The sequence below is a fragment of the Pseudonocardia sp. NPDC049154 genome, assembly GCF_040648315.1.
Taxonomy (GTDB): domain Bacteria; phylum Actinomycetota; class Actinomycetes; order Mycobacteriales; family Pseudonocardiaceae; genus Pseudonocardia.
In genome coordinates, this window is record NZ_JBEZDN010000003.1 from 25,439 (window position 1) to 47,662 (window position 22,224).

General features: G+C 73.1%; 20 protein-coding genes. 13 read left to right on the top strand and 7 right to left on the bottom strand.

The features are described 5' to 3' along the window. The first annotated feature begins 107 nt into the window (after window positions 1–107). The 9 genes from AB0B41_RS02880 to AB0B41_RS02920 all read left to right on the top strand — a co-directional run bounded on the left by AB0B41_RS02880 (window position 108) and on the right by AB0B41_RS02920 (window position 10,226). Window positions 108–2,000 carry a molybdopterin-dependent oxidoreductase gene (locus AB0B41_RS02880; protein ID WP_358198240.1) on the top strand — a complete coding sequence of 631 codons (1,893 nt, stop codon included), beginning with the start codon at window positions 108–110 and terminating at the stop codon, window positions 1,998–2,000. Continuing rightward, window positions 2,000–3,835: an NAD(P)H-dependent oxidoreductase subunit E gene (locus tag AB0B41_RS02885; RefSeq protein ID WP_358198242.1), complete on the top strand. Its 1,836-nt coding sequence runs from the start codon at window positions 2,000–2,002 to the stop codon at window positions 3,833–3,835. The genes AB0B41_RS02880 and AB0B41_RS02885 overlap by 1 nt, the downstream gene beginning before the upstream one ends. Next, window positions 3,832–4,764 carry a 2Fe-2S iron-sulfur cluster-binding protein gene (locus AB0B41_RS02890; RefSeq protein WP_358198244.1) on the top strand — a complete coding sequence of 311 codons (933 nt, stop codon included), beginning with the start codon at window positions 3,832–3,834 and terminating at the stop codon, window positions 4,762–4,764. Before AB0B41_RS02885 ends, AB0B41_RS02890 begins: the two co-directional genes overlap by 4 nt. A 103-nt stretch (window positions 4,765–4,867) precedes the next feature. Continuing rightward, on the top strand, window positions 4,868–5,692 hold the full coding sequence (locus AB0B41_RS02895) for an arpA protein (protein ID WP_358198247.1): 825 nt from the start codon (window positions 4,868–4,870) through the stop codon (window positions 5,690–5,692). A 10-nt stretch (window positions 5,693–5,702) separates the two neighbouring features. Continuing rightward, window positions 5,703–7,463 (top strand): choline/carnitine O-acyltransferase, encoded by a 1,761-nt coding sequence (locus tag AB0B41_RS02900; protein WP_358198249.1) that lies wholly within the window; start codon window positions 5,703–5,705, stop codon window positions 7,461–7,463. Then, entirely contained in the window at window positions 7,460–8,305 is an 846-nt protein-coding gene (locus AB0B41_RS02905; RefSeq protein ID WP_358198251.1) for a class I SAM-dependent methyltransferase, read from the top strand. The genes AB0B41_RS02900 and AB0B41_RS02905 overlap by 4 nt, the downstream gene beginning before the upstream one ends. Continuing rightward, window positions 8,302–8,619, top strand: a complete 318-nt coding sequence (locus AB0B41_RS02910) for a helix-turn-helix domain-containing protein (protein ID WP_358198253.1) — start codon at window positions 8,302–8,304, stop codon at window positions 8,617–8,619. Before AB0B41_RS02905 ends, AB0B41_RS02910 begins: the two co-directional genes overlap by 4 nt. Window positions 8,620–8,959: 340 nt before the next feature. After that, a complete protein-coding gene (locus tag AB0B41_RS02915) occupies window positions 8,960–9,106 on the top strand; it encodes a hypothetical protein (protein WP_358198255.1) in 147 nt (48 codons plus the stop codon). Window positions 9,107–9,347: 241 nt separating this feature from the next. After that, a complete protein-coding gene (locus tag AB0B41_RS02920; protein ID WP_358198258.1) occupies window positions 9,348–10,226 on the top strand; it encodes a GntR family transcriptional regulator in 879 nt (292 codons plus the stop codon). A 61-nt stretch (window positions 10,227–10,287) separates the two neighbouring features. Here the strand turns inward: AB0B41_RS02920 and AB0B41_RS02925 are convergent, their stop codons facing one another. From AB0B41_RS02925 to AB0B41_RS02935, 3 genes are all read right to left on the bottom strand, one after another. Beyond that, window positions 10,288–11,418 (bottom strand): acyl-CoA dehydrogenase family protein, encoded by a 1,131-nt coding sequence (locus AB0B41_RS02925; protein ID WP_358198260.1) that lies wholly within the window; start codon window positions 11,416–11,418, stop codon window positions 10,288–10,290. Beyond that, window positions 11,405–12,403, bottom strand: coding sequence for an acyl-CoA dehydrogenase family protein (locus AB0B41_RS02930; RefSeq protein ID WP_358198262.1), 999 nt, complete (start codon window positions 12,401–12,403; stop codon window positions 11,405–11,407). The genes AB0B41_RS02925 and AB0B41_RS02930 overlap by 14 nt, the downstream gene beginning before the upstream one ends. 73 nt (window positions 12,404–12,476) lie before the next feature. Next, window positions 12,477–13,289, bottom strand: coding sequence for an enoyl-CoA hydratase/isomerase family protein (locus tag AB0B41_RS02935; RefSeq protein ID WP_358198264.1), 813 nt, complete (start codon window positions 13,287–13,289; stop codon window positions 12,477–12,479). A 95-nt stretch (window positions 13,290–13,384) separates the two neighbouring features. On the opposite strand from AB0B41_RS02935, the gene AB0B41_RS02940 reads away from it, so the two are divergent. Beyond that, window positions 13,385–14,152: an SDR family oxidoreductase gene (locus AB0B41_RS02940; RefSeq protein WP_358198267.1), complete on the top strand. Its 768-nt coding sequence runs from the start codon at window positions 13,385–13,387 to the stop codon at window positions 14,150–14,152. A 70-nt stretch (window positions 14,153–14,222) separates the two neighbouring features. On the opposite strand, the gene AB0B41_RS02945 is transcribed toward AB0B41_RS02940, so the two are convergent. From AB0B41_RS02945 to AB0B41_RS02960, 4 genes are all read right to left on the bottom strand, one after another. Further along, on the bottom strand, window positions 14,223–15,713 hold the full coding sequence (locus tag AB0B41_RS02945) for an AMP-binding protein (RefSeq protein WP_358198269.1): 1,491 nt from the start codon (window positions 15,711–15,713) through the stop codon (window positions 14,223–14,225). A gap of 28 nt (window positions 15,714–15,741) precedes the next feature. Further along, window positions 15,742–16,701, bottom strand: a complete 960-nt coding sequence (locus tag AB0B41_RS02950) for an acyl-CoA dehydrogenase family protein (protein ID WP_358198271.1) — start codon at window positions 16,699–16,701, stop codon at window positions 15,742–15,744. A gap of 17 nt (window positions 16,702–16,718) precedes the next feature. Continuing rightward, on the bottom strand, window positions 16,719–17,873 hold the full coding sequence (locus AB0B41_RS02955) for an acyl-CoA dehydrogenase family protein (RefSeq protein WP_358198273.1): 1,155 nt from the start codon (window positions 17,871–17,873) through the stop codon (window positions 16,719–16,721). A 73-nt stretch (window positions 17,874–17,946) separates the two neighbouring features. Next, window positions 17,947–18,789: a mycofactocin-coupled SDR family oxidoreductase gene (locus AB0B41_RS02960; RefSeq protein WP_358198275.1), complete on the bottom strand. Its 843-nt coding sequence runs from the start codon at window positions 18,787–18,789 to the stop codon at window positions 17,947–17,949. Between the two features lie 115 nt (window positions 18,790–18,904). Between AB0B41_RS02960 and AB0B41_RS02965 the strand changes: the two genes are divergently transcribed. Genes AB0B41_RS02965 through AB0B41_RS02975 form a run of 3 tightly spaced genes read left to right on the top strand, consistent with a single transcriptional unit; the run spans window position 18,905 to window position 22,180 of the window. Further along, window positions 18,905–19,864: a PDR/VanB family oxidoreductase gene (locus tag AB0B41_RS02965; RefSeq protein ID WP_358198276.1), complete on the top strand. Its 960-nt coding sequence runs from the start codon at window positions 18,905–18,907 to the stop codon at window positions 19,862–19,864. Window positions 19,865–19,904: 40 nt separating this feature from the next. Continuing rightward, on the top strand, window positions 19,905–20,678 hold the full coding sequence (locus AB0B41_RS02970) for a crotonase/enoyl-CoA hydratase family protein (RefSeq protein ID WP_358198278.1): 774 nt from the start codon (window positions 19,905–19,907) through the stop codon (window positions 20,676–20,678). Beyond that, the gene (locus AB0B41_RS02975) at window positions 20,675–22,180 is read left to right on the top strand and encodes an acetyl-CoA acetyltransferase (RefSeq protein WP_358198280.1); all 1,506 of its coding nucleotides are present in this window, start codon (window positions 20,675–20,677) and stop codon (window positions 22,178–22,180) included. Before AB0B41_RS02970 ends, AB0B41_RS02975 begins: the two co-directional genes overlap by 4 nt. Window positions 22,181–22,224 lie beyond the last annotated feature (44 nt).

Genomic DNA, 22,224 nt, shown 5'->3' on the forward strand with positions numbered 1-22,224 from the left:
CCTGGCCGGTCGGCCGGGTCCAGTTGCCCGCGCCCCCGTGTGCGGAGTCACATTTCTCACTAGGCTGGTCGCGGCTGGTCCTCGCCGTCCGAGCAGGAGGTCGCCCGATGCCGCGCCGCCCCCGCCACGTCCGCCTCACCGAGCCGCTCGTCCGTGACGACGGCGTGCTACGCCCGGCGAGCTGGGACGAAGCCCTCGACCGCGCCGCCGCCGGGTTCCGCGGCGTCGCCCCCGAGGCGTTCGGGATGTTCAGCTGCTCCAAGGCCACGAACGAGATGAACTTCGTCGCACAGAAGTTCTCCCGGGTGGTCATGGGCAGCAACAACGTGGACTCCTGCAACCGCACTTGACACGCTCCCTCGGTCGTCGGTCTGACGGCAGTGTTCGGAGCGGGTGGCGGTACGTCGGCCTACGTCGAGGCCGAGGACGCCGATCTGCTGGTCCTGTGGGGTTCCAACGCGCGCGAGACGCACCCGATCTTCTTCCACCACGTCCTGCAGGGCCTGAAGAAGGGCGCCCGGATGTGGTCGGTCGACCCGCGGCGCACGTCCACCGCGCAGTGGGCCGACGGGTGGCTGGGCCTCGACGTCGGCACGGACGTCGCGCTGGCCAACGCGATCGGGCGCGAGATCATCCACGCCGGCCTGGTCAACGAGGTGTTCGTCGAGAGGTCGACCACCGGGTTCGAGGACTACCGCGCCACGGTCGAGCCCTACACGCTCGAGCGCGCCCAGGAGATCACCGGCGTCGACGCCGACCTGATCCGCGGCCTGGCGCACGCCTACGCCCGCGCCGACCGCGCCCAGATCTGCTGGACGCTCGGCATCACCGAGCACCACAACGCCGCCGACAACGTGTTCGCCCTGATCAACCTCGCGCTGCTGACCGGGCACGTCGGCCGCTACGGGTCGGGGCTGGTGCCGCTGCGCGGGCAGAACAACGTCCAGGGCGGCGGTGACATGGGCGCCATCCCCGCCAAGCTGCCCGGCGGCTACGACCTCGGCGACGAGGTGGCACGCGCCCGCTACGAGCGGGCGTGGGGCGTGCCGATCTCGCCGAAGCCGGGGATGCACCTGTCCGAGATCTTCGAGGCGATGGAGACCGGCACGCTGCGCGCGCTGTACTGCATCGGGGAGAACCCGGCCGAGTCGGAGGCCAACGCCACGCACGCCCGGCACCTGCTGGAGGGCCTGGACCACCTCGTCGTCCAGGACATCTTCCGCACGGCCACGGCCGAGCTGGCCGACGTCGTCCTGCCCGCCGCGGCGGACTGGTGCGAGTACGAGGGCACGGTGACCAACTCCGAGCGGCGCGTCCAGCGCGTCCGCAAGGCGATCGACCCGCCGGGGTCGGCCCGGCCGGACTCGCACATCATCTGCGGCGTCGCCGAGCGGATGGGTCACCCCTGGGGCGAGCCGACCGCCGAGGAGGTGTGGGACGAGCTGCGGTCGTTGTCCCTGAACTGGCACGCCGGCATGTCCTACGCCCGTCTGGACGCGCTCGGCGGGATCCAGTGGCCGTGTCCCGACGAGGACCATCCCGGCACGCAGACGCTGCACACCCGGCTGTGGGCCGAGGATCCGGAGGACCGCGGCCGCCTGGCGCCGTTCATGCCGGTGGAGCACGCCGCCCCGCTCGACGTCCTCAGCGAGGACTTCCCGATCCGGCTCACCACCGTCCGCATCCTCGACGCCTACAACTCCGGCGTGCAGAGCGGCGGGTACTCCTCGCCGATGCGGCGGCGCGAGTCGCTGCGGATGGACGCCGAGGACGCGGCGGAGCTGGGCATCGCCGACGGCGAACGGGTGCGGGTCGTGTCCCGCCGGGGCGCGGTCGAGGCGCCGGTGGCGTTCGACCCGTCGTTGCGGCCCGGATTGGCGTCGTTCACGCCGCACTTCTCCGAGGAGGTCGACATCAACGTCCTGACCAACGACGCGTGGGACCCCAAGTCGGGCACGTCGGAGTTCAAGGCGACGGCGATCCGCATCGAGAAGATCTGATGGACCTGCGCCTGTCCGGCACCGCGCCGACCGAGGCCGAGCGCCGCGCCGTCGACGCGGCGTTCGCGGCGCACCGGTCGCCCGACGACGTCCCGGGCGCCGACGTGCGCTTCCCCGACGCGGGACACGCCGCCCGGGGCCGTCGGCACATCCTGCTGCCGGCGCTGCACGCGGTGATGGACGAGGTCGGGCACCTCACGCCGGGCGCGCTGAACCACGTGGCGAGGGTGCTGTCGGTGCCGCCCGCCGACGTCTACGGCGTCGCCACGTTCTACGCGATGTTCAGCGTCGCGCCACGGGCGCCGCACGTCGTCCACGTGTGCGACGACGTGGCGTGCGCGCCGGCCGGCGCCGAGGACGTCATCGCCGGGCTGGCCGAGGACCTCGGCGAGGAGGGCGAGGGCAAGGAGGTCTGTTGGGTGCGCAGCCCGTGCCTGGGCCTGTGCGAGCGGGCCCCGGCCGTGCTGCTGCAGCTGGCCAAGCGGCCGGACGTGAGCGTCGCGCCCGCGGCGATCGGGAGCCTGCGGGCGGAGCTGGACCGGATCGCGACCGAGGAGCCCACGGAGGTCCCGGCCGCCGACGCCGCGTTCGCCGACGTCACCGTGAGCGTCCCGCAGGCCGGGCAGCCGCAGCTGACCCTGCTGCGCCGGGTGGGCGTCGTCGACCCGGAGAGCATCGACGACTACCGCGCCCACGGCGGCTACGAGGCACTGCGGCGCGCGGTCGAGCTCGGCGCGGAACGGGTCATCCGCGAGGTCTCCGACTCCTCGCTCACCGGGCGCGGCGGGGCCGCGTTCCCGACCGGGGTCAAGTGGGACGGTGTCGCGCGCGCCCCCAGCCGTCCGCACTACCTGGTGTGCAACGCCGACGAGTCGGAGCCCGGCACGTTCAAGGACCGCGTGCTCATGGAGTACGACCCGTTCGGGCTGATCGAGGCCATGACGATCGCCGCATACGCCACCGGTTGCGAGCGCGGCTACCTCTACATCCGCGGCGAGTACCCCCTCGCCACCCGGCGCCTGGAGCACGCGATCGCGACCGCGCGCGCCCACGGGTACCTCGGCGACGACGTGGCGGGGGACGGTTTCCGCTTCGACATCGAGCTGCGCCGCGGGGCCGGCGCCTACATCTGCGGCGAGGAGACCGCGCTGCTCAACTCGATCGAGGGTCACCGCGGCGAGCCTCGCAACAAGCCCCCGTTCCCCGCCACGAGCGGGCTGTTCGGCAAGCCGACCGTGATCAACAACGTGGAGACGCTGTACAACGTCCTGCCGGTGCTCGCCGTCGGCGGCCAGGCCTTCGCCGGGGTCGGCGGCGGCCGCTCGACCGGCACCAAGCTGTTCTGCGTGTCCGGCGCGGTCGGCACGCCCGGCGTCTACGAGGTGTCGTTCGGCACCACGCTGCGCGAGCTGCTGGACCTGGCCGGGGGCGTGCGCGGCGAGCTGCGGACGGTCCTGCTCGGCGGCGCGGCGGGCGGGTTCGTCCTGCCCGAGCACCTCGACGTGCCGCTCACGCTCGAGGCCGCGCGCGAGATCGGTGCCACCCTCGGCTCCGGTGTGGTGCTGGCGTTCGACACGCAGGCCGACCTGACCGGGACGCTGCGCCGGATCGCGGCCTTCTTCCGGGACGAGTCCTGCGGACAGTGCGTGCCCTGCCGGGTCGGCACCGTCCGCCAGGAGGAGGCGCTGGCCCGGCTCACCCGGGGTGCCGCGAAGGGCCCGGAGCTGACGTTGCTCGACGACCTGGCCCGCGTCATGCAGGACGCGTCCATCTGCGGGTTGGGGCAGACCGCCCCGGCCGCCGTCATGTCCGCACTGAAACTGGGGCTGCTGTGACCGTGCTGCTCGGCTCGATCTCCCGGCTCGTCACCGTCACGGTCGACGGCCGCGAGGTCCGCGTCCCCGAGGGATCGACGATCCTCGACGTCCTGCGCGACCGGGGCGTCGAGACGCCGACCCTGTGCTGGGCGCCGAACCTCACGCCGATCAACGCATGCCGCGTGTGCATGGTCGAGGTCGAGGGCTCCCGGGTGCTCGTGCCGTCCTGTGCCCGCAAGGTCGAGGACGGGATGGTCGTGCGCACGGACACCGAGAAGGTGCGCCACAGCCGTCGGATGGTGCTGGAACTTCTCGCCTCGTCCACCGACATGACCCAGGCGAGTGCGGACGTGCAGCGCTGGATGGTCGAGTACGGCGTCGACCCGGACCGGTACGGGCCGCCCGCCCCCGCCGAGGACGACCGCGCGGGTCGCCGGCCGGGTCACCACCACGCCCCGGACGGGGCGACGGCGGCGAACGTCGCCCAGCCGGTCAAGGTCGACAACGACCTCTACGTGCGCGACTACGCCCGCTGCATCCTCTGCTACAAGTGCGTGAAGGCCTGCGGCACGGACGCGCAGTTCACCTTCGCGATCTCCGCCGCCGGCCGCGGGTTCGACGCCCACATCGCCACCGAGTACGACGGCGAGCTCCCCGACTCGGCCTGCGTGTACTGCGGCAACTGCATCGGGGTCTGTCCGACGGGCGCGCTGAAGTCGGTCCGCGAGCACGAGCTCCGCGAGGACGGGGACTGGCATCCCGAGGCGGAGACCGTGACCACCACGATCTGCTCGTTCTGCGGGGTCGGCTGCAACCTGGAGCTGCACGTCCAGCAGGGCAGCATCGTGAACGTGACGAGCCCGTCGGACCACTCCGTGACCCACGGGCACCTCTGCATCAAGGGCCGCTTCGGCTTCCAGCACGTGCAGAACCTGCCCGAGACCTGAGCACCACCCCGGGGACCCTGCGGTCGGAGAGTTCTGGTCCACCCGGCGAGCCGCTACGTTCCGCACACCGACGCTCGCACGACGACGTGAAGGGTGGGGCCGCGTGGACCCGACGATCGTGGACACCGACCGCTATCCGCTCGACGATCCGGGCCTGGTCGACCGGGTGCGGGCCGACCTGCGCGAGTCCGGCTGCTGCGTGCTGCCCGGGTTCGTGCGGGCCGGGCAGGTCGAGGCGTTGCGCGAGGAGGGCCGGGCCCTGGCGCCGCTGGCCCACCACGAGACCGAGGTCGTCAACGTCTACAACACCGACCCGGACCCCACGCTCCCGGCGGGGCACCCGGCACAGCGGCTCATGGAGCGGGGCAACGCGTTCGTGGCCCGGGACCGGATCCCGGCCGACGCGCTGATCCAGCGGCTCCACACCGACCGCGCCGTGCAGCGGTTCGTCGCCGCCGCGTTCGGCCTGCCCGAGGTGTTCGCGCTCGCCGACCCGCTGTCGGGCCTGGTGCTCAACGTCGTCGCCCCCGGCCGGGAGCACCCCTGGCACTTCGACACCAACGAGTTCACCGTCAGCCTGCTGACCCAGGCCGCGGAGGCCGGCGGGGTGTTCCAGTACTGCCCCGGCATCCGGTCGCCGCGGGCCGAGAACCTCGACGCCGTCTCCGCCGTCCTCGACGGCGACCACACCGCCGTCCGCACCCTGGATCTGCGCCCCGGCGACCTGCAGCTCTTCGCCGGCCGGTACTCGCTGCACCGGGTCAGTCCGGTGGCGGGCGGCCGGGACCGGCACAGCGCGATCCTCGCCTACAGCCGCCGGCCCGGGGTGGTCGGCACCGCGGCCCGGGCCCGGCAGCTGTTCGGCCGGGTCACCGCCGCCCACTCCGTCCCCGCCGGCGCCGGCCGCGTCGACCGGCTCCTGATCTGAAGGGCTCCCGGTGACCCTCTCCCCCTTGACCTTCGGCAACGAGGACGCCCTGCCCCGGGTGCCGCTGCCTTCCCTCGAGGACACGGCCCGGCGGTTCCTGGAGTGGTGCGCGCCCCTGCTGACCGACGACGAGCGTGCCCGCACCGAGAAGGCCCTCGACGAGTTCCTCGCCGCCGAGGCCCCGGAGCTCGACGCCGCCCTGCGCGCCTACGACGCCACGCCCGGCGTGCACAGCTGGCTGGATGCGTTCTGGCGCTCCCGCTATCTCGGCCGCCGCGACCGGATCGCGCTGAACGCCAACTTCTTCTTCCTCTTCCAGGACGCCCCCGGCCTCGGCCGGATCGAGCGCGCCGCCGAGCTGACCGCCGCCACGGTCGCCTACAAGCTCGCCGTCGACGCCCAGGCGGTCCCGCCGGCGACCCAGCGCGGTGCGCCGCTGTCGATGGAGCAGCTCAAGTACCTGTTCTCGGCCTGTCGCATCCCCGGCCGCGAGATCGACACCAGCCGCACCCCTTACACCGACGCCTGGCCGGGACCGTCGACCGAGCGGCACGTCGTGGTGTTCCACCGCGGCCACGTCGTCAGGCTGGACGTGATCGCGCCGGACGGGACGCCGCACTCGGCCGCGGAGATCGCCGAGGGCCTCCGCGCCGTCGTCGCGGCCACCGCCGGGCGGGGCGACGGCGTCGGGAGCCTCACGACCAAGGCCCGTGCGGCCTGGGCGGAGAGCCGCGACGCGCTGCGTGAGCACAACGCGGACGCCCTCGAGACGATCGAGACCGCGCTGTTCTGCATCGCCCTGGAGGACGCCGTCCCGGCCGAACCGCGCGAGGCGTGCGACATCCTCCTGCACGGCGACTCCGGCAACCGGTGGTTCGACAAGTCGCTCACGCTGATCGTGTTCGGCGACGGCACGGCCGGGCTCAACGGCGAGCACTGCGAGCTCGACGGCACCACCGTCATCGGCTACGTCGACGCGATCCTCGGCGCTCCGACCCCGGACCTCCCCGGCGCGGGCCCCGCCTCCGCCGCCCCCGTCCGCTGGCGGCTCGACGACGCCCTGCGCGCCGACATCGCCCGGGCCGCATCCGAGTTCGCCGACTTCGCCGCGGCCTGCGCCACGTCGACCCTGACGATCGAGGGCTTCACCAGCCTGCGGGCCAAGGAACTGCGCTGCTCCCCCGACGCGTTCGCCCAGCTGGCCTTCCAGCTCGCCCACCGGCGCGCCACGGGCCTCACCGGCGCGACCTACGAGTCGATCGCCACCCGCCGCTTCCACCACGGCCGCACCGAGGCCATGCGCGTGGTGACCCCGGAGATCGTCGCGTTCGCCGACGCGATGACCGACCCGGCCGTGGACGACGACGCCCGGCGGGCCGCCTTCCGCGCCGCCGCCGAGGCCCACGTGCGCCGGGCGAAGGAGTGCCAGGCCGGCGACGCCCCCGAGCAGCACCTCTGGGAGCTCCAGTGGATCCAGCGCCGCCGCGGCGGCCCGGAGCTGCCGTTCTTCGACAGTCCGGGATGGACGATCCTGCGCGACGACCATCTCTCCACCAGCTCCGTCCCCTCACCCCGCATCCAGTACTTCGGCTTCGGCTCCACCAGCCCCACCTGCATCGGCGTCGGGTACGGGCTGCAGCACGACCGCTTCGACGTCTACCTCGCCACCCCGCGCGCGGTGGCCGACCGGATGCACGTCTTCGCCGACCGCCTCCGCGAGGCCGTGGCCGAGCTCGATGCCCTCCTCGCCGCGGAGGAGGCTCCCGGATGACCCGGGCGCGGACCGCGACCTCGAAGGCCGACTTCAGCGGCATCTACACCGCGCCGGACCCGCGGGCCTACTTCGCCGCCCTCGCGCCGCTGGAGTACCAGGTCCCCGCGCACGCCCTGCCCGTCGTCCGCGCCGAGATCGACGGAGCCGACCGGGACGCACGGGCGCGGACCGTGCTCGACCTCTGCTGCTCCTACGGCACCAACGCGGCGCTGCTCCGCACCTCCGTGGGGCTCGGCGCGCTCGCGGCGCGCTACACCAATCCCGCCCTCGCCGAGCTGTCCCCGGCCGCGCTCGCGGCCGCCGACGCCGCGTTCTTCCGTGCCTGGGAGGAGCGCCCCGACGTGCGTGTCCTCGGCCTCGACGCCTCCGCCCCCGCGGTCGGCTACGCGTCCCGGGCCGGGCTGCTCGCCGGCGGGTTCGCCGAGGACCTCGAACGCGCGGACCCGTCCCCCGGGCTCGCCGCCGCGCTCCCCACGGTGGGGACGGTGGTGTGTACCGGCGGCGTCGGGTACGTCGGCCCGCCGACGTTCACCCGCCTGCTCACGCATCTGCCGTCGGACGTCCGGCTCGTGGCGTTCGTGCTGCGCGTCTTCGACTACGACGAGATCACCGGCGTGCTCGACGCGCACGGCCTCGCCACCCACCGCCTGCCCGGCACCGTCCGCCAGCGCCGCTTCGTCGACGCGGCGGAGCAGGACGCAGCCGTCGCCGACGTCCGCTCCCGTGGCCTCGACCCGACCGGCAAGGAGTCCGCGGGCTGGTTCCACGCCGACTGCTACGTCAGCCGCCCGCGTCCCTCCCCCTCGGCGCACGTCGCTCCCCGGCAGCCACGGGTGTGACCGGCACGTCCTCCCGTCTGCTCCAGGTCGTCTCGCTGCTGGCCTCGCGGCCGTCCTGGTCGGCGGCCGAGCCGGCGGCGCGGATGGAGGTCACCGAGCGGACCGTGCGCCGCGACATCGCGCGCCTCCGCGAGATCGGGTACTCGGTGGAGTCCGATCCGGGCGGTTCGGCGGGCACCGGCTCGGCGGGGGCGGCCGGGCGATCCACCTCGTCCTCGACGACGAGGACGCCTTCGCCCTCGCCGTCGCGCTGCGGGAGGCCGCCCGGTCCCGCGTGCTCGGCGACGACCAGGCGGCCCTGTCTGCCTTGCTGAAGCTGCGCCGGATGCTGCCCGCCCGGATGGCCGCGCTGCTCGGGGCCATGGACGGGACGCAACAACAGCGCCGACTACTACAGCCTCCACAACTCGCACCACGAACACGGCTTTGCACCACGAGTGGCTCTACGGCCTCGCGCCTGGGGACGGACCTCCGCAACACCGGAGACCCCTCCCGCGAGGAGGTCGCCGCGAACCGGCGACCCACTGTCGTCAGGGTCGCTGCAGTCCCGGCCCGTGCAAAGATCAAAGCCCCGGTGACATGACCAAAGAGGTCAGGGGCCATCCGGGGCTATTCGCTCATCAGGGTAGCACCTGCGCTCGTGGGAGGTCAGGCATGACGGCTGACGGCTGGGTCGAGGACTGGCTGTCCTCCCCGCGCTTCGCCGTCTACCTCGCGACGACCGAGGGCGATCGCAACGCCGCACTCGAGCTCTACGGCTCCACGACTACCTGCGAGCACACACCACGTCCGCAGCCTTGATCGCCACCCGGCCTCGCTGACGTCGAACATCAGGATCAGACACGGTCTCGGACCGCAGCAGCCGGAGCGCTCGACACGGAGGAGCGCTCGCTACGTGGGCTCGGTCCGACACTCCACTGTGGATCACCAGAACGGAGGACAAGACCCGCCGGGTCGGAACCCGCTGTTCACGGCCCGTCCGCTGCTCATCAGTGTAAACTTATCGAGGAATCGACTTCGCGGCCGACGGATGGGATCCAGCATGGCAGAAACCCCGGGTCTGTCCCGGCGCGCTCGAGTGCAGCCGCGGCTCGCCGAGCTCATCGCCTCGGAGTTGCGCGAGCAGATCCTGAACGGCGTGCACACCAGCGGCCTGCTGCCGAAGCAGGACGATCTCGTCGCGATGTTCGGGGTCAGTGCCCCGCCGTTGCGGGAGGCGCTGCGGATCCTCGAGGGCGAGGGCCTGATCACCGTCCGCCGCGGGAAGGCCGGCGGTGCGCTCATCCACATGCCCGACGGCGGCTCGGTGTCGCACTCCATCGGGGTGGCGCTGCAGGGCGACCAGGTGCACCTGCGCGACCTCGGCAGCTCGATCCTCATGTTCGAGCCGGCCTGCGCGGCCACCTGCGCCACCGACGAGGGGGCACGGGAGGCCCTCCGTCCGCTGGTCGAGGGCAACCTCCGGCTCACCGAGGAGGTCATCGGCGACGGGCCGGCGTTCACCCACCGCGCCCGCCAGTTCCACGACCTCGTGGTGGCCCAGACCCCGGTCGCCACGACCCGGATCATCGTGCGCAGCCTAGTCGCGATCTGGTCGACGCAGGAGGAGACCTGGGCGCACGAGGCGACCGACCTCGGCCGGTACCCGACCGTCGACGCACAGAAGCAGGTGCTCGCCGCGCACCGGAGGATCGCCGACAAGATCTTAGACGCCGACGCGGCGGGCGCCGAGCGGTACGCCCGCGCGCACCTCGAGGCCTCGCAGCAGAACATGCTCTCCCAGTTCGGCGACCGCGTCGTCGACGCCTCGTCGGCCCGCGCCGTGCGCGGGCTGCGGGACGAGACGGCGCGACAGTCCGAGATCGCCCGCCTGCACGAGCTGGAGACACACCCGGCGCGGAGCTGGGCCAGCGCACTCTGACCCGGCCCCGCGGCGGAGGACCCCGGCGGCGGGCCCGCCGGACGCTCCCCCGTAGGCCAGCTCAGCGGGGCAGCCCGAGGACCCGCTGGGCCAGCAGGTTCAGCTGGATCTGCTCGGAACCGCCGTAGATCGACGCGGCCCGCGAGTAGAGGTAGCGGCGCATCCACTCCCCCGCCGCGTCGGACTCCGCCGGCAGCACGGCCGACGCCCCGAGCAGGTCGATCGCCGCGCGGTGCAGCGCCTGGTCGACCTCCGTCATGAGCAGCTTGTCCACCGACATCTCCGGCCCGGGCAGGGTGTCGGCCAGGTCGCGCTCGGCGAGCCGGCGCCGGACGTGCGTGGTGAGGATCCGGAACCGGACCTCGAGATCCGCCACCCGCCGGCGCACTGCGGCGTCCGTCCGTAGCCGGTCACCGAGCAGGGCGCGGAGCTCGCCCAGCGCCGCACCGAACTTGGAGAGGTAGCCGACGTCGGCGGCGCCCCGCTCGTAGGCCACGGTCATCATCGCGATGGGCCAGCCGTCGCCCTCGGCGCCGAGCCGGTTCTCCTCGGGCACCTCGACGCCGTCGAAGAACATCTCGCAGAACTCCGACTCGCCGGTGGTGGCGACGATCGGCCGGACCTCGATCCCGGTCGAGCGCATCGGCACGACGAACGCCGAGACGCCCTTGTGTCGCCCGCCCGGCTCCCCGGTCCGGGCCAGCAGGATGCAGAAGTCGCAGTGCTCGGCGTAGCTGGTCCAGACCTTCTGCCCGGTGATCCGGTAGCCGGTCTCGGTCCGCTCGGCGCGCGTGGAGAGGTTGGCCAGGTCCGAGCCCGCGTTCGGCTCGCTGAAGCCCTGACACCAGTAGTCCTCGCCACTCAGCAGCCGCGGAAGGTAGCGATCGCGCTGCTCCTGGGTGCCCCACTGCAGGAACGCACGCCCCATGTACCCGATGCGTGGGGCGTCGGGTGCGCCGAGGGCGCCGATCTCCTCGTTGAGCGCGACGTCGTAGACGTTGCTCAGCCCGCGGCCGCCGTACTCGGTCGGCCAGGACAGCCCGACCCAGCCGCCGGCGAACAGGACCTGGTGCCAGCGCTTGAGGAACAGCCCGCGCGGCTCGTCCGGCCCCTGCTCGATGACGTTGTCGCGCAGCCACTTCCGCAGGCCGTCGCGGAAGGCGACCAGCTCGGGGCTCTCACTCAGGTCCATCGGTGGCCTCCTGGTCGACGAGGGCGAGGAGCGCGTCCGCGGTGGCCTCGGCGCCGCCGAACACCTCGGCGTCGAGCAACGCGCGGCGCAGGTGCCGGTGCGCCGGGAACTCCCAGGTGATCGCGACGCCGCCGAACACCTGCACCGCGTGCTCGACGATCTCGACCCCGGCCCGCGCGGCGTAGGACTTGGCGACCAGCGAGGTCTCCCGGTGCTCCGCGCCCGCGTCGAGCGCCCAGGCCGCGGTGATCACCGCGCTGCGCAACGCCTCGACCTCGGCGTACGCCCGTCCGCAGAGGTGCTGCACTGACTGGAACGACCCGATCGGCACGCCGAACTGGATCCGCTGCTTGGCGTACTCGACCGCGTCGGCGAACACCCGCCCGGCCGTGCCGAGGAGGTCTGCGGCGAGCAGCAGGCGCGCGAAGGAGGCGAAGCGTTCCAGCGCGTCCGCCGAGGGCGCGGCACCGAGGCGGCGCGCTGCACCGGAGGAGCGGGCGACGAACCGCGACAGGTCCTGGGTCCCCGTCGGCTCGCCGAGATCGACGACGAGCAGGCCGTCCCCGGACAGCGCGAGTGCGTGCCGGAGGGGTGCCCCGGCGTCCCAGGCGAGACCGGCGCCGTCGTCGGCGAGCCCGGCCAGGTCCTCGGCGAGCAGCACGGTGGCGGGCGCGTCCGGGGAGACCCCGCCGAGCCGCGCCAGCTCGCCCGCGAGCAGCGCGCCGACCAGCGGCGCGCCGCAGACCGCGCCCGCCAGTTCTTCGACCACGATCGCGGTCATGGTCGCGGTCGCGAGGGGCGAGCCGTCCTCGTCCGCCTCGCGGAGCTGGGTGAAGCCGGCGCCGTGGAGCGCCGCCCAGCAGGCGGTGTGGTCCTCCCCCGCCGTGTCGCGGCAGCGGCGCGCGATGTCGCGGGCGGTCGCGCGGAGGTCGGCCTCCTCCTCGGTGTCCGGCGCCGTGGTGGGGACCAGCGTCGCGGCGCTCATCGCTCGCCCTCGCTGACGCTCGGTCGGCGCTGCGCGCAGGCGCTGTGCCCGTGATTCGCTCGCCGGCACTCGCTCATCGGGCGGTCCACTTCTTCGGCTTGGCCGCGGCCCAGTCCAGTCCGTCGACCCCGATCGGGTTGCCGATCTGCGTGTACATCAGCGCGGACGCCATGGCCTGCTCCCGGCCGAGGTCACGAGACCTCCACAGGGCCTTGACCGTGCCCTGCACGGCGGCCGGCGGCTGCCCCGCGATCGTCGCGGCGAGCTCGTGGGCCCGGTCGAGCAGGCTCTCCGCCTCGACGACCTCGCTGACCAAGCCCGATTCGCGCGCCGTCTCGGCCGTCACGCGCTCGTGCAGGCCCATGACCGCCATCCGCACCACGTCCGAGTACCGCATGCGGTAGCTCAGGCTGATCGGCTCCAGCGCGGCGACCATGCCGTAGGTGACGTGCGGGTCGAAGAAGGTGCTCTCCGGTGTGGCGAGCACGATGTCGCACTCGCCGATCCAGTAGAACGCCCCGCCCGCGCACATTCCGCGCACGGCCGCGACGACCGGTTTCCACACCTCGTTCGACTTGGGACCGAGCTCGCGGCCCGGATCCTCCGACTCGGCCCACGGCTGCACGGTGTCCAGCCAGGGCGAGTCGGAGCCGGACGTACGCTCCGTGGTGTCCAGGCCGGTGGAGAAGGCACGCTCCCCGGCGCTGGTCAGCACGATCGCCCGCACGGCAGGATCGGCGCGCAGCTCGGCCCACAGCCGGGCGAAGTCGCGGCGCATCTGCTCGTTGAAGGCGTTGAGCACTTCGGGGCGGTTGATCGTGACGGTGGCGACACCGTCGTCCGCCCGGTCCACGAGGACCGTGTCGTAGACCGATGTGTCGGGCATGCGCGCTGCCTCTCCTCGCCGAGGGGTCGCTTTACTCCGCTATCTTTACAAGATATGTAAGGATAACGCCAGTCGCCGTCCTGAGGAGCACGCCCATGACGACCGCCGCCGAACTGTTCTCCCTCGGGGGGCGCACGGTCCTGCTGACCGGCGCCACAGCCGGGTTGGGCCGGCGCTTCGCCGAGACCCTCGCCACCGCCGGCGCCACGGTCGGCATCGTCGGCCGCCGCCCGGAGCTGCTGGAGGAGATCGCCAAGGAGAACGACGGCTGCGTGCCACTGCCGTTCGACCTGGCCCGCGTCGAGGAGCTCCCGGGCCTCGTCGATACCGCCGTCGAGCGACTCGGCCCGATCGACGTGCTGGTCAACAACGCCGCGTACATCGCCGGCGGGGCCAAGGCGGAGGACGAGACGCCCGAGCAGATCGCGCAGACGCTGGCGGTCAACCTCGTCGCCCCGATCACCCTGGCGCAGCGGATCTACCCGTCGATGAAGGAACGGGGCGCGGGCGTGATCGTCAACGTCACGTCGATCGTCGCGCGGGCCGGCATCGCGTGGTTCCCGCAGGCCACGTACGCGGCGTCGAAGGGCGGGCTGGAGGCGATCACCCGCGAGTGGGCCGCGCAATGGAGCCCGCACGGGGTGCGGGTCAACGCGCTGGTCCCCGGATTCTTCGAGAGCGAGATGACCAGCGAGGTGATCCACAAGCGCCGCGTGCAGGAGTGGATCCTGAGCAACACGATCCTGCCCCGCCACGGGCAGGTCTCGGACTTCGACGGCGCCCTCCTCTACCTCTGCAGCGACGCCAGCAGCTACGTCACCGGCCAGACCCTCGTCGTCGACGGCGGCTGGACCGCGCACTGAGGCCCACCGACGCGCGACGGGGCCGCCCGGCAGATCCGGGCGGCCCGTCGTCGTTCTCAGGCGGTCGCGGTCACGTGGTCGCGAACCCGCGACGCAGTTCCCGGCGCAGGAGCTTGCCGGTCTCGCTGTAGGGCAAGGCCTCACGGAACTCGATCAGCGCCGGCGTCTTCGACGACCGCAGCCTGGCGCGGACGAAGTCCCGCAGCTCGTCCGGCTCCACCTCACGGCCGTCCCGCGGCACCACGAACGCCGCGACGGTCTCGCCCCACTCCACGTCGGGAGCGCCGACCACGGCGACCTCCTCGACGTCCGGGTGCTGCAGCAGGACGTCCTCGATCTCGCCGGGGCTGAGGTTCTCCCCACCCCGGACGATGACGTCGTCGGCGCGGCCCTCGATGAAGAGGTACCCGTCGGCGTCGAGCCGGCCGTGGTCGTTGGTGGGGAACCAGCCCGCGGGATCCTTGGCGTCCTTCCCCTCGTACTCGCCGGCGATCTGCTCGCCGCGCACCACGATCTCGCCGACCTCGCCGGGCCCGAGCACCGTGCCGTCGACGTCCCGGATCTGCAGCTCGACGCCGGGCAGCGCCCGCCCGACCGAACCGAGCCGGGCCGCCACGACGGGATCGTCGCTGGCGAAGGCGACGCGGTGGTCGTCGGGGCCGAGCAGCGCCACGGTCGAGCTGGTCTCGGTGAGGCCGTAGGCGTTGACGAACCCGACCTGCGGCAGCAGCTCCATCGCGCGGCGCACCACCGGCAACGGCATGCGCCCGCCGCCGTAGGAGAGTTGCCGTAGCGCCGGGAGGTCCACCCCGGTCTCCTCGACGACGTCGAGGATCCGGCCGAGCATCGTCGGCACGATCATGGCGTGGGTGACCGCCTCGGTCCTCGCGAACTCGACCCAGGTGGCGGCGTCGAACTGCGGCAGGTACACGATCCGCCGGCCGAGGTAGACGTTCGACAGCACCGACGCCATCCCGGCGATGTGGTACGGCGGCACGCTGACCAGCGCCGCCTCGTCCTCCTCCGCGCCCAGGAACTCGGTGGAGCCCAGGACGTAGGACGTGAGGTTGCGGTGGCGCAGCAGGACCGTCTTCGGCGGGCCGCTGGTCCCGCTGGTGAACAGCGCGATCGCCACGCCCTCGCCGTCGTCGGCGGGGTCGGGATCGACCTCGGCGGGGCCGAGGTCCCCGGGCGACAGCAGCCCGGGGCAGGCGTCCAGGCCGTCGATGCCGGCGACCCGCGGGCCCGTCCGGTCGTCCGGGACGACGACGGCCGGGCTGCACCGCTGCAGCGCCGCGCGCAGCTGCTCGTCGGTGAGCCGGTAGTTCACCGACGTGAAGGTGGCGCCGGCCAGTGCGCTGCCGAACAGCAGCACCGGAAGGGCGTCGCTGTTCTGGCCCGCCTGCACCAGCCGGGTCGCGCCGCGGCTGTGCAGGAAGCCGGCGACGCGGGCGGCCCGGTCGCGCAGCTCGGCGTAGGTGACGCCGTCCGCGGCGCGACCGACCGCCACGCGGTCGCCTGCGGCGTCCGCGGCCATCTCGAGCAGGAGAGTGAGGTTCACGGACTCGGTCTTCCCTCGTGAGCGGTGATCAGAGCGGCGCGTGGTCCCGGGCCCCGACCAGGCCGTCGCCGTACAGGCCGGCGAAGGGCACCGTGGCCATGCCGTCGAGCAGCCGCTTGCGGGTCTGCGACAGCCCCCACGGCAGCCGGCGGATCGCCTGGCTGTGCCGGGAGAGCCAGCTCAGGTCGACCTCGTCGCAGAAGCCCATCGCGCCGTGCATCTGGTGGGCGGTGCGGAAGACGGTCTCGGCCGTCTCCAGCGCCGACACCCGGCAGGCGAGCACGTCGACGGCCGCCCCCGCCTGCCCGCTCAGCACCGACCAGAGCGTGTACTTGGCCAGCTCCTGGAAGCCCTGCAGCGTGGTCGTGGTGTCCGCCAGCCGGAACTGCAGCGCCTGGAAGGAGGCGATCGGCTGGTCGAACTGCTTGCGGTCCAGCATGTGTTGCCGGGTCTTGTCGAGCGCGGACTCGAGCATCCCGAGCAGCGTCCAGCACGGCAGTAGCAGGGCCAGCGGCGCGGAGTCGTCGGACTCCCAGGTCCCGAGCTCGACCTCGCTGACCAGCGGACCGAGCTTGGTGCCCAGCGCCGGACCGGCCGTGACGACCGGGGCGCGGCGGGCGCGGCCGTCGGAGACGACCCAGCTCAGCTCGGGCGCGAGGCCGATCAGGTTGACCCGCGCGACCGGGCCGGTGGCGACGGTGACCGCGTCGAACCCGGCGTCGGGGTCCGCCGCCAGCCGCTCGGCCACCGGGTACGGCAGCGCGACCCGGCCGGCCGACCGGCACGCGGCCGCGGCGGCCTCGCCGTCCTCCGCCGACTCGCGGGGCCGCAGGTCCCACAGGCCCAGCTGGTCGAGGATCGTCGTGACCTCGTCGATCCCGGTGCCGGCCTCGGCGGCCCGAGCGAGATCGGCGCCACCGGCCTTGGCCAACGCGGTGTCCATGACGCGCCCGAGCTCCAGGGCGTCGTCGGTGAGCTCCGTCTTCATCGCAGCGTTCTCCCCGCTCACTTCGTCTTCAGCAGCGACCGGGAGAGCAGCAGCCGCTGCACCTCGATGCTCCCGGACGCCACGGTCGCGGCCTGCGCGTAGCGCCAGTGGTCGTCGACGGCGCGGGCGAACAGGTCGGAACGGTCCGCCGCCCCCACCGCCCGCTCCTCGAGCATGTCCATCAGGACCTCGGCGACCTCCTGGTCGGTCTGGGTCACCGCGATCCGGTACGACGCCGTGTCCGCCGGGTCCACGGCGCCCGCCTCGATCTTCTCGACGACGCGGTAGGCCAGCAGCCGCGCCTGGCGGACGTGGATCAGCGCGGTCGCCCAGCGCTCCTTGAGCTCCTCGGGCAGGGTCTCCCAGCGGTCACCCAGCGCGGCGGGCGCCAGGTTGAGCAAGCGGTCGCAGCGGGCGTAGCGGGCGATGCCGACCCGCTCGAAGGCCAACGCCTCGCGCACGATCGACCAGCCGGCGTCGACCTCGCCGAGGACGTCCGCCTCGGTGACCGGCACGCCCTCGAAGAACACCTCGTTGAGGTGGTGCGGGCCGACCATCGCCTCGATCGGGACGACCTTGATCCCGGGGCGGTCCATCGGCACCAGGAACACGGTGATGCCCTTGTGCTTCGGGGCGTCCCGGTTGGTGCGGGCGAGCAGGAAGCACCAGTCGGCCATCGTGGCGTAGGAGGTCCAGACCTTCTGCCCCTCGATGCGCCAGCCGCCGCCCTCCTGCGGGACCGCAGCGGTCCGCAGTGACGCGAGGTCCGACCCCGCCTCCGGCTCGGAGAAGCCCTGGCACCAGATGACCGTGCCCGCGCCGATCCGGCCGAGGTGCTCGCGCTTCTGCTCGTCCGTGCCGAACCGCATGATCGCCGGCCCGACCCAGTTGACGCCCATGTACTGCGCGCCACGGGGCTCGAAGTGGCCCCACATCTCCTCGCGCATCACGGCCTGCTCCCACTGCGAGGAGGCCGAACCGCCGTACTCCACCGGCCACGCCGGCGTGAGCTGTCCCTTCTCCGCCAGCATCCGGCAGAACGCCTGGGCGGTCTCCAGATCCTTCGGATCACGGGTGAAGGCACCCAGGAACGTCGGCGGCACGTGCTCACGCACGAGGGTCCGCAGTTCCGCACGCAGCGCTGCGCTGCTCTCGGAGTCGGAGAACTCCACCGTCACACCTCCGTCGTCAGACCCCAGCAGCGTGACATGAACAAGTAATCTTTACAAGTATTATGGTCATTGCTCAGGCGATGACGAAGCCGTTGTCCACCGGAAGGGTCACGCCGGTCACGGCGCCCGAGCGGTCCGAGGCCAGCCACAGCACGGCCTCCGACACGTCCTGCAGACCGATCCGCCCCCGGTGCATGGCGTCGTTGAAGCCGCCCGCCACGCGGTGCCTGTTCGCCTCGACCCAGGCCCCCATCGCGGGGTTCTCCACCATCGGGGTGCCGACGGCGGTCGGGTGGATCGTGTTGACCCGGATGCCGTGGGGCCCGAGCTCGTTGGCCCAGGCGCGCATCAGCCCGACGAGGCCGTGCTTGGCCGCGGTGTACGCGTCCGCCCGGACGTCACCCCGCGAGGTGCCCTTCAGGCCGGACGTCGAGCTGATGATGACGATCGAACCGCCCCGGCCACCCTCGACGAGGGCGTCCCGGGTCGCCTGCAGGGTGTTCCAGGCTCCGGTGAGGTTGACGGCGATGTAGTCGGCCCAGATCTCGTCGATCGTGGCCGCCTCGGCCTCCGGCAGGCCCTGCGCCACACCGGCGTTGGCGACGACGACGTCGAGCCGCCCGAACGTCGCCGTCGCCTTCCCGACGGCCGCGACCAGCTCCTCGCGGTTGCGGACGTCCGCGCGGGCGGTCAGACAACGACCGCCGGCCGCCTCGACCAGCCGGGCGGTCTCCGCCAGGTCCTCCTCGGTCGCGAGGGCGTACGGCACCGTCGGGATGGGGGCACAGATGTCCACGGCCACGATCGCCGCACCCTCACGGGCGAGGGTCAACGCGTGCGCGCGCCCCTGCCCGCGGGCGGCGCCGGTGATGAAGGCGACCCGGTCCCGCAGATCTCCCCGTCCGCTGTCCGCCATGACCACGCCTCCACACCTCAACGAATACTGGTAAAGATTGTGCAGATGCTAGGATCGCGGTTCCGGCCCGTCAAACGACGTTGCCGCACCCCCGCTGGCCGCCGAGGAGGAGTTCGTGCGCAGCACCCATGACGAGGTGGACGTCGACCTGGTCGTCGCCGGCCGGGTCGACGCGGCCGACGGTGTGATCGTCCTCGACCTCCGTGCCGCCGACGGCACCGACCTCCCCGCCTGGGAGCCCGGCGCCCACGTCGACCTGCAGCTGACCCCCGACCTGTCGCGTCAGTACTCGTTGTGCGGCGACCCCGATCGGCACGACGTCTGGCGGATCGGCGTGCTCCTGGAGCCGGAGAGCCGCGGCGGCTCCCGCTTCGTGCACGACAAGCTGCACGTCGGCGCCGAGGTGCGCGCCCGCGGCCCGCGCAACCACTTCGCGCTGGAACCCTCGCCCCGCTACGTCTTCGTGGCCGGCGGCATCGGCGTCACGCCGATCGTGCCGATGATCGGGCAGGCGGAGCGCGCGGGCGCGGAGTGGACGCTGCTCTACGGCGGCCGGACGCTGTCGAGCATGGCCTTCCGCGAGGAGCTCGCGCTGCTCGGCGGGGGCCGCGTGACCGTGACCCCGCAGGACACCCACGGCCTGCTCGACCTCCCCGCGCTGCTCGCCGAGCCGCGCGCCGACACGCTGCTCTACGTCTGCGGCCCGGAGCCGCTGCTCGACGCCGTCACGGCCTTGACGGACCCGTGGCCCGTCGGCGCCCTGCACCTCGAGCGCTTCACGCCGAAGACGCTCGGACCGGTCGAGGCCGAGTCGTTCGAGGTCGAGCTCGTGCAGTCCGGCCTGACCCTGACCGTGCCGCCGGACCGGTCGATCCTCGACGTGGTCACCGAGGCGGGGGTCGACGCGCCGTCGTCGTGCGGCGAGGGGACCTGCGGGACCTGCGAGACGGTCGTCGTCGAGGGCACGCCGGAGCACCGGGACTCGCTCCTGACGCCCGAGGAGCAGGCCGCCAACGACACGATGATGATCTGCGTGTCCCGGGCCGCGTGCCCGCGGCTGGTCCTCGACATCTGACCGCTGCTGCCCGGTTCACCGCACGAGTAGGAGGAAGCGCGTGGGAGTCCGATTCGAGCCCGAACCCGAGAACCACCTGGCGGTGATCACGATCGACCGCCCGGAGGCGCGCAATGCGGTCAACGCCGAGGTCGCGCAGGGGATCGAGGAGGCCGTCGACGCCATCGAGGCGGACGACCGCATCTGGGTCGGCATCCTCACCGGCGTCCCCCCGGTGTTCTCCGCGGGCGGCGACCTCAAGGAGATCGGCAAGGGCCGGGTCAAGACGCTGCACACCAAGCGGGGCGGCTTCGCCGGGTTCGTCCGCCGGGAGCGGCGCAAGCCCTTCATCGCCGCCGTCGACGGGTACGCCCTGGCCGGCGGCACCGAGCTGGCGCTCGCCTGCGACCTCGTGGTGGCCTCGCGCGGCTCGACCTTCGGCATCCCCGAGGTCAAGCGGGCGGTCGTGGCCGGGGCGGGCGGGTTGTTCCGGCTCGGCCGGCGGATCCCCTTCGCCGTCGCCATGGAGTGGGCCCTGACCGGCGACGCCTACCCGGCCGAGCGGGCCGCCGAGCTGGGGCTGGTCAACGAGCTGGCCGAGTCCGGGAAGGCGCTCGAGGCCGCCCGCGCCCTGGCCGCGCGGATCACGGTGAACGCACCCGTCGCGGTGCAGCTCTCCCGGCAGCTGATGCTCGAGGCGACGCACCTGGTCGACGAGGACGAGGCCTGGGAGCGCAACCGGGCCGTGGTCCGCGCGGCGGGCGAGACGGAGGACTTCGCCGAGGGCATGAAGGCCTTCGTGGAGAAGCGCGCCCCGCTCTGGACGGGACGATGAGCGGCGCGGGCAGCGGTGGTCCGGTCGTCGTCATCGGCGTCGGGCAGCTGCGGAACAACCGCGGGAAGGACCCCGCGCAGGCCCTCGAACCGGTCGAGCTGATCCGGCGGGCGGTCTTCGCGGCCGCCGCGGACGCCGGCCTCCCCGAGGGTGCGCTCGGCGAGGTCGACGCCCTCGGCGTGGTCCAGGTCGTCTCCTGGAACTACGACGACGCCGGCGCGGCGGTCGCCGAGGCCGTCGGCGCGCGGCGGGCGAAGACCTCGGTGTCGGAGGTGGGCGGGCACCAGCCGGTCGCGGTGCTCACCGAGCTGGCCCGGTCCGTCGCGACCGGCGAGGCGGAGCTGGCCGTGGTGTGCGGCGGCGAGGCACAGTCCTCGGTGGAGCTGCTCGGCGCGGTGAAGGAGCCGGAGAAGGCCGAGCACTGGAGCCACTCCCCCGGCGGCCCCGGCACGTTCACGCGGGCGACCGGGGGCACCGAGCGCATGTGGGACCTCGGGCTGGTCGGCCCGATCCGGATCTACCCGCTGTGGGAGAACCGGCTGCGGCACGACCTCGGGCAGGGCTTCGCCGAGTCACAGGCCTGGTCGGCGGAGATGTACTCGCGCTTCAGCGAGGTCGCCGTGGGCAACGAGGCGGCGTGGAACACCGAGGCGCTCACCGCGGACCAGATCGCCGAGGTGGGCCCGAAGAACCGGATGATCTGCTTCCCGTACCCGCTGCGGATGAACGCGCTGAACCGCGTCGACCAGGCCGCCGCCGTGATCCTGGCCGGCCCGGCCGCGGCCGACCGGCTCGGGGTGCCCGCGGACAAGCGGGTGTACCTGCGGGCCGCGGCAGTCGACGAGGACTGCGAGGACGTCCTGGAGCGCGAGTCGTACGGGCGCTCCCCCGGCCTGGAGCGCAGCCTCGACGCCGTCCTCGGGTCGGCCGGCACCACGGCGGAGGCGCTCGACGTCGTCGACCTCTACAGCTGCTTCCCGATCGTGCCGAAGCTCGGCGCGCTCCACCTCGGGCTGGGCCGGGACAGGGAGCTGTCCGCGACCGGCGGGCTGACCTCGTTCGGCGGGGCGCACAACAACTACTCCGCGCACGCCCTGGTCGCGGTCGTCCGGCGGCTGCGCGAGGGCGGTGGTAGCGGCCTGGTGTACGCCAACGGCGAGTACCTCACGAAGCACGCGGCCGTGGTCCTGGACCGCGAGCCCGTTCCCGAGTTCCGCTGGTCCACGGCCACCACGGACGAGCACGGCCCGGTCGCCGTCGACGACACCCTCACCGGCCCGCTGGAGATCGAGACCTTCACGGTGGAGTTCGACCGGGAGGGCAACCCGGCCCGCGGCTACGTCATCGGCCGATCGCCGGCCGGGACGCGCACCGGGGTGCGGGTGTCCAAGTCGGACCAGGCGACCCTGAACGCCCTGGTCGACCCGGAGTCCGACCCGATCGGGCGCACCGGCCGCGTCGTGGCCGAGGGCGAGCGACGGCTGTTCACTCTGGCGAACTGAACCCGAGAACGACGACGCGCCGCCGACCTCCCCGGGGTCGGCGG